Consider the following 14,911-nt stretch of genomic DNA (forward strand, 5'->3'; position numbering starts at 1 on the left):
GTGACCTCGACGAACTTGGTGGCCATGCCGAGCAGGCCGCACAGGATCATCCAGAAGGTGGCGCCGGGGCCGCCGATGGAGACGGCGACGGCCACACCGGCGATGTTGCCGAGGCCGACGGTGCCGGAGACGGCGGCGGTCAGGGCCTGGAAGTGGTTGACCTCGCCGGCCGACCCCTTCTCGTCGTACTTGCCCCGCACGACGTCGACGGCGAGTTTGAACTTGCGGAGCTGGAGGAATCCGAACCAGCCGGTGAAGACCAGACCGGCGACGACGAGCCAGGCGACGATGAGGGGCAGGTCGGTTCCGCCGACGGGGACGGCGTAGAAGACCACCTCCCCCAGCCACTTGGCTATGGGCTCGAAGAATCCGCTGACTGCTTCGTCGACGGACTGGGTGACGGAGTCGAGTGACACTTGGCTACCTCGATGACGCGGGGCTGGCGGGCTGGGGAGTCTCGCCGGGTGAGCGGTCTCTGAGCGAACGTCGTTGTCCGGTGATCGAACCCGAGCGCACGGGCCGGTTTCGGACCGTGATCGTCCCGGGCTGTGGTGCGCGTATGCGGGCTGACCCTCCGCAGCACGGCCATCAGTCGATCCACCTGCGGAGTTGCGCAGTTCTACCATGCCTTTGCCGAACTTTTAGTGACGCAAATCACGTGACGGTTCGTGACCAGCGAAAGTCCCAGCAGGTGAGACCGGACCGTTATCCGGACGGCGGGATACGTGGTGTGGGCACGAATATGTGGGCGCGATTACGTGGGCGCGAACCTGTGGAAAAAGCTCGGAAACGCGAGAACTCGCGGCAAAGCGGACCCTGGGCACAGGTGGCTCTCGCGGAATCGGAGCGGCCATCGTCCGCGGGCTCCTCGACGCGGGCTCCTCGACGCGGGCTCCTCGACGCGGGCGCCGAGGTGCTCACGACCACCCGGTCGGCGACGAGCACGGTGCCGGACGGAGCCACCCTCGTGGCCGCCGACGCACGGACACGGGCCGGAGCGGAGGCGCTCGCCGCGGTGGCGCCGGAGGTGTACGGCGGGGTGGACCTCCTGGTCCACAACGCGGGCGGGGCGCGACCGCACGAGAGCGCCTCGGTCATCCCGGACGACGCGTGGGCAGGACGCGCTGGACCTGAACTGCCTGGCGCCGGTGTGGCTGGACTCGCTGCCGGCACCGGGGATGCGGGAACGGCGGTCGGGGGTGATCGTGCACGCCTCCTCGGCCGCGGTCCCCCTCGCGCCGGCCCCGTTCCTGCACCACACGGCGGCGAAGGCGGCGCTGGAGAACTACAGCCGGGGACTGGCCTCGGAGCTGGCCCCCTTCGGAGTCCGGGTCAACACCGTGACTCCCGGCAGGGTCGCCACCCCAGCGGCGAACTGACGCGGGAGCAGTGGGCGCGACAGCCGGAGGCCCGACCTTGTGTCCCCCTTCGCAGTGGACTTGTTCGCGGACCCGCTCAGATCGGTCAACGACGCACCCGATAGCGCAGGTGAAGCACCCGGTTGCCCTGCACCACCACGTCAGGATCCTCCAACAGGCGCTGCGCGTCGACCGAACCGAAGTAGCGCTTGCCAGACCCGAACACCACGGGTACGATGTCCATGCGCACCTCGTCGACCAGACCCGCGGCAAGTACCTGGCCACCGACCTCGCCAGCGGCGACCTCGACCGTGCGGTCGCCCGCAAGCCCCTGCGCCTTGGCCATGGCTGCCTCGACCCCGTCGACAAAGTGAAACGGTGCCTTGAGGTCCCAGCCCTCGGGCTCCGGCCGGTGCGTCACGACGACCACGTGGTCGATCCCGCTCGGGGGCTTCCCGTCCCAGCCGTCCGTCATGTCGAAGACGTGGCGGCCGACGACTGTCACCCCGATCTGGTCCCAGTACGGCCGGGTGTAGTCGTAGGACGTCTGCGACACCTTCACCTGGCCGCTCTCGTCCAACGGGACCTCACCGCTGGACAACCAGTCGAACAGCGGTCCGGGCTGGTCATTCTCATCCGCGATGAAGCCGTCCACCGACACCGAGCTGTACATGACCACCTTGCCCACAGGGCTCTCCTCTGCTTCGGGGTGACCCAAATTAGCGTGTCGTGAGTTGTCGCTCTTGTAAGAAATCAATCGGCCGGCAGCGGCCAGCCGTCCATCACGTGGCCGGGATGTTCGCGCAGGAACCGCCGTCGGACTTCGACGTACCGGGTAGGCGTGAGCCCGGTGAACGCCCGGAATTCGTGGCCGAAGTGGGCCTGGTCGAAGTAGCCCGCGCCACCGGCGAGGTCGCCCCAGTCGATCGGTCCGGCGGGGTTGATCGCGAACACGGCGGTGGCGAAGCGGTAGGTGCGGGCCAGCCGCTTCGGCGTGACGCCGATGACCTCCTTGAACCGCTGCGTCAGATGAGTGCTGCTGACACCGGCTGCCACGCTCAGATCGCCGATCGCCACCGCCCCACTGGTCGCCGCGATGACGCTGCTCGTATGACGGACCAGCCCCAGACCGGTGGTCTCGCACAGCCGTCGCATCAGCTCTTCCTCGAGCAGCGTCAGCATCTCGTGCGGCTCGGCCGCTGTGGCCAGGCGGTCTCGCAGCTCAGCAATGGCGGCCCGGCCCCACACCTGCTCCACTGTCACCGGCCGGTCACACAGCTCGGCCGCGGGCATGGGCAGGAACGGCGCCAGCCCCCACGGCTTGAAGTGCACGCCGACGGATCGGGTCCCCGGCGGATAGCCGAACTCGAAGGCGCGGGTGGGCATGGTGACCACGCAGCCGTCGGCGTACTCGGCCGTCTCGATGTCGGTGCCGGCGCGGATGCGGAAGGGCGCCCCGAGGTTGACGATGAGCAACGCCGCTGGCATCGGCGGCAGCGTCAGCCTGGCGTACGGCGGCGCACCCTCCAGGTAGTAAAGGTCGTCGATCAGCCCGTCCAGCGGCGGTCGCGGCACTCTGGACACGTACTCCACGCCCATAGCATCGCAGACGCCATCAACGCCACCGAAGACACCATTGTGAAGAGCACTGTTGTCCATCGACAGGCTGGGGCACGGCTTTTGCTCCTACCTCCTGCGTAGGCCCAATGATTGTTTCGGAATACTTCCGCGCTTCGTACTCGGGGCCGGAGATCCGCAGGGCGGGTCGGTTGCGCTGGTGGCCGGCGTTGAGCAGGCCGCGAATTCCTCGTTCGTCTCGGCGGCCTTGACGCTGCCGAAGATGGTGTCGGCCTCGTCCACGAGCAGGGTGGGCGAAGTCGTTGCCGATGGCCCGGAAGACGACGGCCGGGCTGGTGTTCACGGTGATCAGCGGGTCGTGCGCCGTCTCCGTGATCACGTCCAGCAGGCGGGACTTGCCGCACCGCTTCGTCGGCCCGGCCACCGCCAGGCCGTCCCATCCGCTCGGCCTGGCGATCACCAGGGGAGCCGCGCCCGAGTCGGCCAGCGGATGCGCTCGCGGTCGCCCCGGCCACCTTCAACACGGTCAACAAGTGGGCCGCCGGCATCTCCGGCAATCTCGTGCCGGGGGCCCTGTGCGAAGCGCCCGCCATGGGCGACCCGTCCGCCGTACTCCCGTACCTGAATTCCGCCCAAGCCGTCCCCCGGCATACCGCCAGAGCCTGGAACGGCTGCGCGAGACGAGTGTCCTGATCGGCTCCTACGAGCTCACCGGGCGAAGGCGGGCGCCGGGGCCGACCGCCACCGCTGGGAGGAAGTGCTGGAGCGGCTTGCCCCGAGGCTGTCCGTGCGGTCGTGATCAACGCCGCCACCCGCTGGCGGCGGGCGCGGGGGCCGCCCGCACATGACGAGGGCGGAGCCCGGAAGCCCTCGCCCGAACCCCACGAAACTCCAGGTCAGGCTCCGGCTCAGGGCCACACCAGGCAGTACGCCTGATGTCCCGCGTCGTGCAGCCGGTGCGAGAAGTCCTGCCACTCGTGCAGCGAATGGGAGGGGCCGGGTGTTGACCTGGGGTTTCCTGGCGATACGGGCGCCGACCAGCGAAAACTACTCTCGGTAGTTCTCGCTGTTCGGCGTCATTTCCCAGGCTCATGTGCCCTGGATGTGCCCTCGCGCGGGTAGTCCACCAGCCGCAACTGCTGAAGCGCCGCCCACTCCGTGGGACACGGCCGGTCACTGAGGCGGCTTGACCAGGAAGGTGGTGCTGGGGTCGACGTCAGGGGCACATTCGAGGGTCGGCAGTTCGTGGTCCGGCAAACCAGCTAGTTCCACGGCCGCTCGGCCCAGGTTATGCGCTGCCCGGACCGACTGGCCGTCGGCGACAGCGGCGTAGAACCGAGCGGCATACGTGATCGCGTCGCCGTCGCCGATTTCGTCCGCCATACCGATGGCGAAGGGCACCGTTTCGACCAAGTTCTTGATCTGGGCGGCGGAGTGGCAGGAGTTCAAGAGGACCAGCAGCGGTGGATCGTCGGTGGCCTTGATGGCGCTTGCGAAGGCCCGATCTGTAACGATCGCGCCCTCGTGCGGCTCGTCGAGGTCTTGCTCGAAGACGATCAGATCGGTGTCACTGTGGCCAGAGAAGTGCACCACGTGAGGGCGGAACCTGGTGAGGCCGTCGAGTAGATGCTCTGTCGTAGCGGCGGGGTGGACGTCCAACTCGACGAGGTCGCGGTGCAGGGCTCTTTCGACCGCTGTCCGGATACGCGCCTGCTCGCGACTTACCCGCAAGTCGCCTTCCGACGCGGCACCCAGCATCAGAACGCGCAGCTTCTCGGGCTTCGGCTCCCGCAGTTGCCGCAGCACGATGCCGACCTGTTCTTCGGTCGTGGCCAGACGGCTTTGGATCTTCTTATGTTCTGCCGTGGCCCGGCGCTCGGCCTCCTTCTGCTCACGCTGATGCGCCCGCTCGGCCGCTTTCTGCTCGGCCTGCTCTGCCTTCGCCAGCTTGACCTGCAGGTCTGCTGCTTCCTTTCCGTACTTCGCGGCCTTGGCGGTCCAGGAGGCAGCGTCACGAGCCGCAGTGTTCGCCTGGTCCTCGTACCTGTCCGCCTCCCGGAGCTTGCTCCGCACCGTCCCAGCGTTCTTCGACTTCGCGGCAGAGGCGCGAGCTTTCGCAGCGGCGGCGCGCTTGTCGGCCTCCTTACGGCGATACTCGCCGGCCTTCTTCTCCGCGTCAGTGCGTGCCTTGTTCTTGCGTTCCAGCTGACTGCGGTAGTAGCTCGCATTCATGCCCGTAGCCTCCCGAGGTTCTGGTACCACCACGCTACGGACGACCACTGACAGCGCCCTCCGCAACCACCTCTTCGTTCCACACGCGAGCATGGTGCGGTCGGGATCACGAACGCTGTGGTGCCGTGCTGCCTCGGATGACGAGCTGAGTAGGTACGACGACGTCCTGTCGGTCTCCTTGCTGCGGAGGATGTCCAGGAGCACGCGTCTAGCCAGTTCGCCCTGCTCGCGGACGGCAGCCTCTCCTGTCCGTCGGACGAATGGCCCCTAAGCCCGACGACACCAAGGAGCCCCCATCCTCGGCGGCCGTCCCGGCGGGCGACGAGTAGCCGCCCTTCGCCGCGTGCGAGTCGCCGTAACCCCGTCGGGTCAACCCGACTGAGACGGGGCTAACTTATGCCATTTCGGAGTTGTCCTAGCACGGCCGTCGTCTCTGCCCGGGACTGCTGCATGATCGGGTGACAGCGGGGTTTATGCAGCCAGGGCTGTGGGTGAGGTCATGATGGTCTCGTACTCGACGGGGGTCAATCGGGCCAGGCGTCTTTGACGCCGGCGTTGGTGGTAGGTGCGCTCGATCCAGGTGACGATCGCGATCCGCAGGTCCTGGCGGGTGGCCCAGGTACGGCGGTCGAGGACGTTCTTCTGCAGCAGCGCGAAGAAACTCTCCATGGCCGCGTTGTCGCCGGCCGCACCGACCCGGCCCATGGAGCCGACCAGGCCGTGACGTGCGAGAACGGACACGAACTTCCGTGAGCGGAACTGCGACCCGCGATCGGAATGAACCGTGCATCCGGCGACCTGGCCGCGGCGGGCCACCGCGGATTCAAGGGCTCTCACCGCGAGGCTGGACTTCATCCGGGCGTCGATGGAATAGCCCACGATGCGGCCGGAGTAGACGTCCTTGACTGCGCACAGGTACAGCTTGCCCTCGCCGGTTGCGTGCTCGGTGATGTCCGTCAGCCACAGCCGGTTCGGCCCGGCTGCGGTGAAGTCCCGCCGCACCAGATCATCATGGACAGGCGGCCCGGCCTTGGCGTTCTTCCCACGGCCCCTGCGCTTGCCGAAGGCACTCCACCAGCCGTTGTCCCTGCAGATCCGCCAGGCGGTCCGCTCAGCCATCGGCTCACCGGCGGCCCGGGCCTCGTCGAGAAGGAAGCGGTGACCGAACTCGGGATCGTCGCGGTGCGCGTCGAACAAGGCGTTGGCCCGGTATGCCTCGGCGTGCTCGGCATCGGTGACCGGTGAGGCCAGCCACCGGTAATAGGGCTGGCGGGCCAGCCCAAGCACCCGGCACGTCACCGCCACCGGCACCCGGCGAGGGGCAGCGGCGGCGGCCAGCTCGCGGACGAGCGGGTACATCATTTTGACGGCAGGTTCGCCTGCGACAGATACGCCGCCGCCCTCCGCAGAACCTCGTTCTCCTGCTCCAGCAGCCGGATGCGCCTGCGGGCCTCGCGCAGCTCGGCCGACTCACCCGACGCCGTCGCGGGCCTGGCGTCCTCGTCGGTTTCGGCACGGCGCAGCCACTTCGACAGCGTGATCGGGTGGACGCCGAAGTCGGCGGCGATCTGTTCCAGCGTGATGCCGGGCTCGCGGTTGCGCGCGACCCGTACGACGTCCTCGCGGAACTCCTTCGGATACGGCTTGGGCACTGCGACATCCTTCCAGGCCGCCTCTCAGCAAGCCAGGTCAGGTGTCACCTATCCGTGCAGCAGTCCCCCCTAATATCAAGGTGGCGTGCGAGGTAGCTGCGAACTCCATGCACGCCGGTTGAAGGGCCTATGTGTTGCCCGGGCTTGCGCAGTGCGCAGGATTCCAACGGGCGTGGCTGGGGTTTGCCTAACGGGTTAGTGAACGTGCGGCAGATCCAATCGATGCCGGTCGCATAGACACTGGGGGTGCCTGCAACCACCATGACGAGGAATACCTAAGGCCGGGCTCCACACCCGGCCACTGAGACACCCGACGTTGCGTCGAGCGTGGGGCTTCTCAGTTCGAGCCACTCAACCAGTGGCCGAGCTGACGAATGCCCTGCGCATGAGCCACGGCTCGGTCACCCGATTGGAAGGTACCGAGACCGTTGGACGGGGCCATGACGCTCTCCATCCTCGCCATTTTCGGCGTTATGTCGATCCTCCTCTACGCCCTCAAGGGCTTCATTGATCAGCTGCCCGAATTCTTCGCGTCCATCCGGCGCGCCTGGGAGGCGTGGCAGGAGCTTAAACGGGCCCGGAGGGAAGCAGCCCAGCGGGAGGGATCACAGTCCCACCCGTCCGCGTAGGCCCGCCCGGGGCACGGGATCCATGATCACCGCTTCGACTGCGGCCCGGCCAGTCCAGGCTAGGAGCGAGTATAGGAGCGAGTAGAGGACCCACCTGGCTCCCAAGCGGTCATTGGCGCTCCGGACGGGAGATGGCGTCGCTGGCCTACTTCGGACCGCGGTCGAAGGTGCCGTACCAATTCCACGGGCTACCTGTTGCCGGGCAGGGCATGCAGGTGGGCATGGAAGGCGACCGCGTGGCCGGCCATCGAAGCCTTCCAGGGCGCGGCATCGGCGTGGGCGATCTCCTGCCACGCTGCAGCGTTGGTGGCGGCGAACGCCTCCTTGGCCGCCGCTGGTGCGGTGCGCCAGGAGGAGAATCGGCGGGCGAAGGCGTCCGCCTCAACGAGCGTGTGTCCGGCTTCGAGCAGGCGCAGGATGAGGATGGCGGGATCGATCCAGGCTGCACCGCGTGTGGGCCAGGCCCAGTCGATGATGTGGGCACGGTCGTCCACGATCAGGTTGTGCGGGGCGAGGTCGGTGTGCAGGAGGGCGTCGCCGGAGAAGAGGGCGGCGGATCCTGGCGGGGCGTAGGCGGCCCAGCGCTGTTCGGCGGCCTTGATGGGAACGTCCGTGGGAGCGGTGGTCTCCTGGAGTTCCGCAAGAGCGGCAGCAACGAGGGGCAGGTCTGGGGAGCCCGGGCTGTAGTCGGCGTGCCGCCCCGGGAGGACCTCGTATCCGAGGAGGTCCCAGCCGGCCACCTCAATGTGCCAGTACAGGCGGGGGCAGGCACGGGGGAGGTGTGGGTTGATCGCGGCCTCTCGACGCTGGGCCGGGGCCTGTGGGTGGTCGGTGGGGATGCCCTTGACGAAGACCGGGCCGTGATCGGTCTCGAGGAACGCGGCGATGCCCGAGTTCAGCCCTCCGTCGGCGGTGCGGGCGGCGTGGACGGGGCCCGCCTTGTCGGCGATGGCCTGGCGTGCCTCCACGGGAAGGTCGTGGAAGTGGCGGCGGATCATGGACACGGCGCGGTTCCTCGGAGAAGACGATGGGCTGCCCCGGCCAGCGTACGGCCGGGGCAGCGCGCCGGAGCGGGGCCCCGGTCTAGTAGGGCTGGTCGTCGCCGGCCGAGCAGCTGCACCCGGCGGACTCGGCGACGTCGACGTCCAGGTCGCCGATGATCCGGAACGTGCCCTCAGGGACCGGGGGCGCGGAGATGGGCACGGGCAGGGTGCCGGTGGCCTCTGTGGGCGGGCGCAGGCCGATGGTGACCGGGACCGGTGCGGGCCGGGTCAGGGTGGCGCTGGTGGGAGTCATGCTCCGTAACCTCCGTGTTGGCAGTAGAGCGATCGGTTGTCCCCCGCCTCCTGGTGGAGCTTGGCCAGCGGTCGGCATGTCCTGCAGGTGCCGACCTTCGAGCAGCCGGAGCATCCACCGGTGCGGAGCTGGAGGGACTCGGCGATGCCGCCGAGTCGGGGGAGGGCGGTCAGGCCCTCCGTCATGAGGTTCACGCTGGGGTCGCGGCCGATCTTGCAGACCGAGGCGATGCCGTGCGGGTCGACGTGGAAGAAGGTGTGACCGGCGTTGCAGCCGGTGAAGACACGGCGGGCGCGGACGTACTTCTGAGCCTGTGAGGCGAGCGGCTTCGCCTCTCCGTCGATCGTCGGGGACATGTTCGTGAAGACCTGGAACGGGAAGCCCCAGCGGTCTTCCACCAGGCAGACCATGTCGTCCACCTCGTGGGCGTTTTCCTCGGCGACGATGATGTTGATCCGCACGGGCAGTCCCGCCGCGCGAGAGGCGTCCAGGCCGCGGGTGAACCGGTCGAAGGCGCCGCGGTTGCGGGTGACGGCGTCGTAGGTCTCTCCGGTCGCTCCGTAGAGGCTCACCGTCAGTCGGTAGGGCCGCAGGCGGGCGAACAGCTCCTGCATCCTCACTTTGTGAAGCTGGCTGCCGTTCGTCGAGACCTGGATCATCATCCCGAGGCCGGTGGCGTACTCGTACGCGGCGGCGAACTGCGGGTCGATCAGGGCCTCGCCGCCGGTGATCTGAAGCCACAGGACGCCGGCATCGCGCAGCATGGTGAGCAGGCGCGTTTTGTCGTCCCAGTCCAGGCCCTCGAACCGCTTCTCGCCGAGGTAGCAGAAGCCGCAGTCGTGGTCACAGCCGAGGTTGATCTCCCATGACGCCTTCGCGTACCCGTAGGTGGAGCGTTCCCGGACAAGGAGGGCCTCCCCCAGGGGCCCGGTGGGCATGGGCATCTGCCATGCGGCCGTGGTCGCCTCGGCGAGCCAGACCGGGGCCGACCGGTCTTCGGTGACCGCCGTACGCAGTTCCTCGAATCGGGACTCGGGAATGGCTACTCCCGTGGCGTGACCGGGTCGGAGGAGGAGGTACTGGCCCAGGAACGGGCTCGCGATCAGTTGGTGCACGTTGCCTCCATGTCGTCTGGCAGGGGGTGGGGCGGGTCCGTGCAGAGGTGGAGTCGGGGGAACTCCTCGGACCCGCCCCGCTCACCGGCCCCCTGTCCTTCGGTTGGCCGGCCGGTGAGGCTGGAGGGCCCCGACGCGGGGAGCTACGAGGCAGTGGCCAGATCGTTGAGCAGCTCGTCGAGGCCGACGACGCGGAACGACTGGAGGCGGCGAACCAACTGAGAGGCGAGGAACGTCCCGAGGTTCGGATGGCCGTACCGCAAGGGCGCATCCGGCTGCGCGACGACCTTCACACCGCCCGCGTCCCGGCCGTACAGAGTGCCGTGCACGCCGTACAGGGGTGCGCTCCTGGCCAGGAACACCGTCGGGTCGTCCTCCAGGTGTGGACAAAGCCTCGCGGTGCCACAGGTGTGCTTGCGGCACACCGGAGGCTGATTGGTGAGGGTGCTCGGCTGACTTGGGTCGTGATCCCGGGGGCCGGCGAGGAAGATGAAGCCGAGGGGCGTGCGGGCGGGACGTGTGCGGACCTGGCAGGTGAGCGTCTGCATGCACACCATCTGCCGGTGGGGATGCATCAGCTTCCACTGCGGCTCACCGGTGATCCGGCCTTCGGCGTCGATGGGGTTCCACCCGCACCGGGCCCAGAGCACGCCTCGTGGGTCTCGGTCCCGTGGGTCTTCGTCCGCGTAGTAGAGCCGCGGGCCGGAGGGGTGATACGTGATGACGAGGTTGTCCGGCGCCGCCTCCTCCCCGGCCCTCTGGGTGATGTACGGGACCAGGGAGAGGCTCTTGTCTCTCGACTCGACGGCCCGCGGGTTGTACGTGAGGCGGAGAGGCGGGAAGGTCACGGCGCCTCCGTAAGGCACTGGTGGGCCACCAAGCGTTCGAGGAGTTCGTGGAGCGTCCACGCCATGCGCCGGAGGTGTCCGACGGCCCGGCGGTGGTCGGTGGGTACTTCGTCGGTCCCGATGGTGCGCCCGCGCTCGATGAGGTCGGCCACCTGCCCGTCCTGCTCGGCCACCTTGGAGCACACGGCGAGGTGGACGAGTCGCATCAGGTGACCACGAAGGCGCTGCGCGTGCTCGTCGACTTCGTGTTCGGTGGGCGTGTAGTCGTCCAGGACGGCTGCCACGTCATCGAGCAGCAAGCCGTCGACATACGGGGCCCAGCGCTGCACCTTCTCCAGCACCCTTCTCAAGCCGACCTCGGTGAAGGGCGGTACGGCGGCTCGCACGGGATGGGACCAACCGGGGCGGAGGGTGGTGGCCGTCATCGCCCCGACTCCTCTGGCACAGCGAGGCGGAGCCGGTTGGTAGCTCGTACGGGGGCGGGCACGGTGATCTCCTCTACTCGAAGTCGGCGATGTGGACGCCCTGGAGAGGGCCGACCATCGGATTCGAGGCTCCCGTTGCGGTAGTGGCGTTTCCACGCCGTCGCTACGCCTTTTCCCCGCCGTCTGGACGGTGGAGAAGCGTCGGTCGAGCGGCGTGGAGACGCGCTGGAGACAAGCGGAACCTGTGGGTCACACCTGTTCGTACGACCGGAGGAGCGACCGTGATGCTGAACGACTCACGCCCGGCAGTCCACAGTTCTCCCACACACTGGGTGGCCCTGGCCGGTCGGCGCGAGCCGCTTGCCTCCGCCCGTGACCACGCTCGTACAGTGCTGGCCGGTGTCGTGCCTTGCGTGGACGACGCGGTGCTGGTCGTATCCGAGCTGGTGGGTAACGCAGTGCGTCACACGACGGCCGGCCCCGACTGTCTGACTATCGAGATTGACGGGGATCAGGTCGTTGTCGCGGTTCACGACCCGGAGCCTGACGGTGGTGGTGTGCAACTGTCGCAGACGGCTGCCGATCCCCTTGCTGAGTCCGGCCGTGGGCTGTGGCTGGTGCAGGCGCTGGCACGGCGGTGGTACGTGGAGGCCACCGCCGTCGGCAAGGCGGTTGTTGCCGTCCTGCCGCGCGGGAGGGCGGCGGTCAGCCGAGCGGCAGGCTCTTGACGACGTCCCACCGATAGGCGCGGTCCTCGCGTCGCAGCTCCACCAACTGCACCTCACGGACGTCCAGATCAACTGGTGCAAGCCCGCGAAGCGGGGACGAAACGGCCACGGTCACCGAGGCCGGTACTCAACGCTGCCCGCGTCGTCACCCGTCCGACTGGAAGACGGGGCCGTTCGGCCTGCGATCGGCTGGGTGCGGGCGCGGTCCCGTATCGGAGCGAACTACTTTCCACGAGGGCTGGACACACCCTGCCCGAGACGCAGGGCCGGAGAGGCGGACCGTCGCCGTCCAACGGCCGGCCACCAAGCGCTCCGCCGAGTGATGAACGTGATGGCGACCCATACCGAGCCGGTGGCTCCCGTCCCCGTGGCCGAGCGCCGTGGCCGGGGCCACGTCGTGGTCACCTGGCTGACCACGACCGACCACAAGAAGATCGGCCACCTCTACCTGATCACGTCGTTCGCGTTCTTCCTGATCGGGGGAGCGCTGGCCATGGTGGTGCGGGCGGAGCTGGCGCGGCCCGGTCTCCAGATCGTGTCGGCGGAGCAGTACAACCAGTCCTTCACGATGCACGGCACGATCATGCTCCTGCTGTTCGCCACCCCGACGTTCGCCGGGTTCGCCAACGCGATCATGCCGTTGCAGATCGGGTCCCCGGACGTCGCCTTCCCCCGGCTGAACATGCTGTCGTACTGGCTGTTCGCCTTCGGTGGCCTGATCGTGCTCGGCAGTTTCCTCACCACGCAGGGCGCCGCCGACTTCGGCTGGACCGCCTATCCACCGCTCAGCGGCGGTGAGCGCACCCCGTACACCGGCGGTGACCTGTGGATCATGGGGCTGGCGCTCTCCGGCTTCGGCACCATCCTCGGCGCGGTCAACTTCATCACCACGATCATCTGTATGCGGGCGCCCGGCGTGACCATGTTCCGCATGCCGATCTTCACGTGGAACGTGCTGCTGACCTCGGTGCTCGTCCTGCTGGCCTTCCCCGTGCTGGCCGCCGCCCTGCTGGTGCTGGAGGCGGACCGCCAGTTCGGTGCTCACGTCTTCGATCCGGAGAACGGCGGAGCGATTCTGTGGCAGCACCTCTTCTGGTTCTTCGGCCATCCCGAGGTCTACATTCTCGCCCTGCCCTTCTTCGGGGTGATCACCGAGATCATCCCCGTCTTCTCGCGGAAGCCGATCTTCGGCTACATGGGGCTGGTCGGTGCCACCATCGCCATCACCGGCCTGTCGGTGACGGTGTGGGCGCACCACATGTTCGCCACCGGTGCGGTGCTGCTGCCGTTCTTCTCGTTCATGAGCTTCCTCATCGCCGTGCCCACCGGGGTGAAGTTCTTCAACTGGATCGGCACCATGTGGCGGGGCTCGCTGTCGTTCGAGCCGCCGATGCTGTGGGCGGCCGGCTTCCTGGTCACGTTCCTGTTCGGCGGACTGACCGGCGTGCTGCTGGCCTCGCCGCCGATCGACTTCCACGTCACCGACAGCTACTTCGTCGTGGCGCACTTCCACTACGTACTCTTCGGCACGATCGTCTTCGCGATGTTCGCCGGCTTCAGCTTCTGGTGGCCGAAGATGACGGGCACCATGCTCGACAGCCGGCTGGAGAAGGTGCACTTCTGGACGCTGTTCGTGGGCTTCCACACCACGTTCCTGGTCCAGCACTGGCTCGGCGCCGAGGGCATGCCCCGCCGCTATGCCGACTACCTGGCCGCCGACGGCTTCACCGCCCTCAACACCATCTCCTCCATCGGTGCCTTCCTCCTGGGTCTGTCCACACTGCCCTTCCTCTACAACGTCTGGAAGACCGCTCAGCGCGGCGAGCGGATCGACGTCGACGACCCCTGGGGTTACGGACGCTCGCTGGAATGGGCGACCTCCTGCCCGCCGCCCCGCCACAACTTCGTCACCCTGCCCAGGGTCCGCTCCGAGTCCCCCGCCTTCGACCTGCACCACCCTGGCCTCGCCGGCCTCGACCAGGCGGAGAACACCGGGCAACGCGACGCGTTCGACACGAGTGGCCACAAGGGCGACCGGAGATGACGGACGGGCACCTCCACGGTCCGGTCCCCGGTGTCGCCCCGGGCATCGCGGCGGAGGCGGAAGGCTTCCTCCTGGCGCGAGAACACCAGCAAGACGCACACCGGGAGGCGCAGGCGCTCTGCGACGCCCTCCCCTGGCTGACCACCGCGCAGGCGGAGGAACTCACCCGGCACTATGTCGCCCACCGTCTCCGCCTGTCCCGGCAGATGTTCGAGGCGACCCTGCGCCGTGCCGACGAGCTGGGCCGGGAGTACGAGGCCCGGTATCTGCGGCTGCGACGCGACCTGCTGAGGCGCCAGGGCGTCTGGGCGTCGTGCCTGCTGGTCTGCACGGCCGTTGCCAGCGGCGCGCTGTGTACGGTGGCCCGCTGAGCGGACCCGGACGGGCCCGTCCGGGTCCGCCCGAGGCCGGGGAGCCGGTGAGCCGGGGCGCGCTGGGTACTCGCCGCCGCATGATGAAGCGCGCACTGTGGCAGGGACTGCTGGCCGGTACGACCGGAGTGCTGGTGATGACGCTGGGCGAGAAGGCGGAGCAACGGCTGACCGGCCGGCCCGACTCCCACGTCCCCGCCCGCACACTGGAACGCCTGACCGGGATGCGGGAGTACTCCGGGCGTCAGCCGGTGCCGGTGAACCTGGCCATGCACGTGGGGCAGGGCGCCCTCCTCGGGGTTCTGCGGTCGGTGATGGCGCAGGCCGGGCTGCGCGGGCCCTGGTCGTCGGGGAAGTTCGCCGTCGTCCGGGTCACCTCCGACCAGATCCTGGAGAACGCCACCGGCGTCGGCGCCCCGCCCCAGACCTGGCCCCGCCGAGAACTCGCCGTCGACCTGCTGCACAAGACGGTGTACGCCTTCGTCACCGGCGCGGTCGCCGACGCCCTGGCCGCCCGGTCGGGCCCCGGCCCCGGGCAGCGGCACGCGGCGATGCGTCCCGGCCGCCGATCCGACGTGGGACCTCTGCCCCGGGGGCGGTGACCGCCACGTGCGCCCGCGCGGCCGCGAGGCGGT

General features: G+C 68.6%; 15 protein-coding genes and 3 pseudogenes. 7 read left to right on the plus strand and 11 right to left on the minus strand.

Annotated elements, in window-relative coordinates; all coding sequences use genetic code 11:
• Positions 1-416 (minus strand): alanine:cation symporter family protein (locus ACIQ6R_RS00005; protein WP_404217611.1); only part of this gene is annotated, 416 nt, incomplete at its 3' end.
• Positions 417-753: 337 nt separating this feature from the next.
• On the opposite strand from ACIQ6R_RS00005, the pseudogene ACIQ6R_RS00010 reads away from it, so the two are divergent.
• A pseudogene (locus tag ACIQ6R_RS00010) lies at positions 754-1,396 on the plus strand (SDR family NAD(P)-dependent oxidoreductase); the annotation flags it as partial.
• Positions 1,397-1,464: 68 nt separating this feature from the next.
• On the opposite strand, the gene ACIQ6R_RS00015 reads toward ACIQ6R_RS00010, so the two are convergent.
• The 3 genes and pseudogenes from ACIQ6R_RS00015 to ACIQ6R_RS00025 all read right to left on the minus strand — a co-directional run.
• Complete coding sequence (locus tag ACIQ6R_RS00015) at positions 1,465-2,046, minus strand: dihydrofolate reductase family protein (RefSeq protein ID WP_404217613.1); 582 nt, start codon at positions 2,044-2,046, stop codon at positions 1,465-1,467.
• Positions 2,047-2,111: 65 nt separating this feature from the next.
• Positions 2,112-2,957, minus strand: a complete 846-nt coding sequence (locus ACIQ6R_RS00020; protein WP_404217615.1) for a helix-turn-helix domain-containing protein — start codon at positions 2,955-2,957, stop codon at positions 2,112-2,114.
• 121 nt (positions 2,958-3,078) lie between these two features.
• Positions 3,079-3,366: pseudogene (locus tag ACIQ6R_RS00025) on the minus strand (hypothetical protein); the annotation flags it as partial.
• Here ACIQ6R_RS00025 and ACIQ6R_RS00030 point away from each other — a divergent pair.
• A pseudogene (locus tag ACIQ6R_RS00030) lies at positions 3,366-3,735 on the plus strand (flavoprotein); the annotation flags it as partial. The pseudogenes ACIQ6R_RS00025 and ACIQ6R_RS00030 sit on opposite strands and share 1 nt — an antisense overlap.
• Positions 3,736-4,109: 374 nt before the next feature.
• On the opposite strand, the gene ACIQ6R_RS00035 reads toward ACIQ6R_RS00030, so the two are convergent.
• Together ACIQ6R_RS00035 and ACIQ6R_RS00040 are read right to left on the minus strand one after the other, a co-directional pair.
• Positions 4,110-5,168, minus strand: coding sequence for a CHAT domain-containing protein (locus tag ACIQ6R_RS00035; protein ID WP_365634066.1), 1,059 nt, complete (start codon positions 5,166-5,168; stop codon positions 4,110-4,112).
• A 471-nt stretch (positions 5,169-5,639) separates the two neighbouring features.
• Positions 5,640-6,820 (minus strand): IS3 family transposase gene (locus tag ACIQ6R_RS00040; protein ID WP_404217617.1). Its coding sequence is split into 2 segments (ribosomal slippage): positions 5,640-6,533 and positions 6,536-6,820, totalling 1,179 coding nucleotides; the frame shifts between segments, so codons are not numbered across the junction.
• Between the two features lie 440 nt (positions 6,821-7,260).
• On the opposite strand from ACIQ6R_RS00040, the gene ACIQ6R_RS00045 reads away from it, so the two are divergent.
• On the plus strand, positions 7,261-7,449 hold the full coding sequence (locus tag ACIQ6R_RS00045; protein ID WP_233226803.1) for a hypothetical protein: 189 nt from the start codon (positions 7,261-7,263) through the stop codon (positions 7,447-7,449).
• A gap of 188 nt (positions 7,450-7,637) precedes the next feature.
• Here the strand turns inward: ACIQ6R_RS00045 and ACIQ6R_RS00050 are convergent, their stop codons facing one another.
• From ACIQ6R_RS00050 to ACIQ6R_RS00070, 5 genes are all read right to left on the minus strand, one after another.
• Complete coding sequence (locus tag ACIQ6R_RS00050; protein WP_404218626.1) at positions 7,638-8,447, minus strand: aminoglycoside phosphotransferase; 810 nt, start codon at positions 8,445-8,447, stop codon at positions 7,638-7,640.
• Positions 8,448-8,532: 85 nt separating this feature from the next.
• A complete protein-coding gene (locus ACIQ6R_RS00055) occupies positions 8,533-8,745 on the minus strand; it encodes a hypothetical protein (protein WP_107479957.1) in 213 nt (70 codons plus the stop codon).
• Entirely contained in the window at positions 8,742-9,860 is a 1,119-nt protein-coding gene (locus tag ACIQ6R_RS00060) for a radical SAM protein (RefSeq protein ID WP_404217619.1), read from the minus strand. The genes ACIQ6R_RS00055 and ACIQ6R_RS00060 overlap by 4 nt, the downstream gene beginning before the upstream one ends.
• Positions 9,861-10,003: 143 nt before the next feature.
• Entirely contained in the window at positions 10,004-10,708 is a 705-nt protein-coding gene (locus ACIQ6R_RS00065; RefSeq protein WP_404217621.1) for a hypothetical protein, read from the minus strand.
• Positions 10,705-11,133 carry a DUF6415 family natural product biosynthesis protein gene (locus ACIQ6R_RS00070; RefSeq protein ID WP_404217623.1) on the minus strand — a complete coding sequence of 143 codons (429 nt, stop codon included), beginning with the start codon at positions 11,131-11,133 and terminating at the stop codon, positions 10,705-10,707. The genes ACIQ6R_RS00065 and ACIQ6R_RS00070 overlap by 4 nt, the downstream gene beginning before the upstream one ends.
• 413 nt (positions 11,134-11,546) lie before the next feature.
• On the opposite strand from ACIQ6R_RS00070, the gene ACIQ6R_RS00075 reads away from it, so the two are divergent.
• The 4 genes from ACIQ6R_RS00075 to ACIQ6R_RS00090 all read left to right on the plus strand — a co-directional run bounded on the left by ACIQ6R_RS00075 (position 11,547) and on the right by ACIQ6R_RS00090 (position 14,878).
• Entirely contained in the window at positions 11,547-11,861 is a 315-nt protein-coding gene (locus tag ACIQ6R_RS00075; protein ID WP_404217625.1) for an ATP-binding protein, read from the plus strand.
• 331 nt (positions 11,862-12,192) lie between these two features.
• Positions 12,193-13,905, plus strand: a complete 1,713-nt coding sequence (gene ctaD / locus ACIQ6R_RS00080; protein WP_404168522.1) for a cytochrome c oxidase subunit I — start codon at positions 12,193-12,195, stop codon at positions 13,903-13,905.
• Positions 13,902-14,276, plus strand: a complete 375-nt coding sequence (locus ACIQ6R_RS00085; protein ID WP_404217628.1) for a hypothetical protein — start codon at positions 13,902-13,904, stop codon at positions 14,274-14,276. The genes ctaD and ACIQ6R_RS00085 overlap by 4 nt, the downstream gene beginning before the upstream one ends.
• Before the next feature lie 80 nt (positions 14,277-14,356).
• Positions 14,357-14,878 carry a hypothetical protein gene (locus ACIQ6R_RS00090; protein ID WP_404217630.1) on the plus strand — a complete coding sequence of 174 codons (522 nt, stop codon included), beginning with the start codon at positions 14,357-14,359 and terminating at the stop codon, positions 14,876-14,878.
• The last annotated feature ends 33 nt before the right edge of the window (positions 14,879-14,911 follow it).

The organism is Streptomyces sp. NPDC096048, from assembly GCF_044763415.1.
In the GTDB taxonomy this organism is placed as follows: Bacteria; Actinomycetota; Actinomycetes; order Streptomycetales; family Streptomycetaceae; genus Streptomyces.

Bases quoted from the DNA above. Each gene is read 5' to 3' on its own strand.
- ACIQ6R_RS00020 (WP_404217615.1), bottom strand. From the start codon at position 2,957: ATGGGCGTGGAGTACGTGTCCAGAGTGCCGCGACCGCCGCTGGACGGG.
- ACIQ6R_RS00055 (WP_107479957.1), bottom strand. From the start codon at position 8,745: ATGACTCCCACCAGCGCCACCCTGACCCGGCCCGCACCGGTCCCGGTC.
- ACIQ6R_RS00085 (WP_404217628.1), top strand. From the start codon at position 13,902: ATGACGGACGGGCACCTCCACGGTCCGGTCCCCGGTGTCGCCCCGGGC.
- ACIQ6R_RS00035 (WP_365634066.1), bottom strand. From the start codon at position 5,168: ATGAATGCGAGCTACTACCGCAGTCAGCTGGAACGCAAGAACAAGGCA.
- ACIQ6R_RS00070 (WP_404217623.1), bottom strand. From the start codon at position 11,133: ATGACGGCCACCACCCTCCGCCCCGGTTGGTCCCATCCCGTGCGAGCC.
- ctaD (WP_404168522.1), top strand. From the start codon at position 12,193: ATGGCGACCCATACCGAGCCGGTGGCTCCCGTCCCCGTGGCCGAGCGC.
- ACIQ6R_RS00090 (WP_404217630.1), top strand. From the start codon at position 14,357: ATGATGAAGCGCGCACTGTGGCAGGGACTGCTGGCCGGTACGACCGGA.
- ACIQ6R_RS00050 (WP_404218626.1), bottom strand. From the start codon at position 8,447: ATGATCCGCCGCCACTTCCACGACCTTCCCGTGGAGGCACGCCAGGCC.
- ACIQ6R_RS00045 (WP_233226803.1), top strand. From the start codon at position 7,261: ATGACGCTCTCCATCCTCGCCATTTTCGGCGTTATGTCGATCCTCCTC.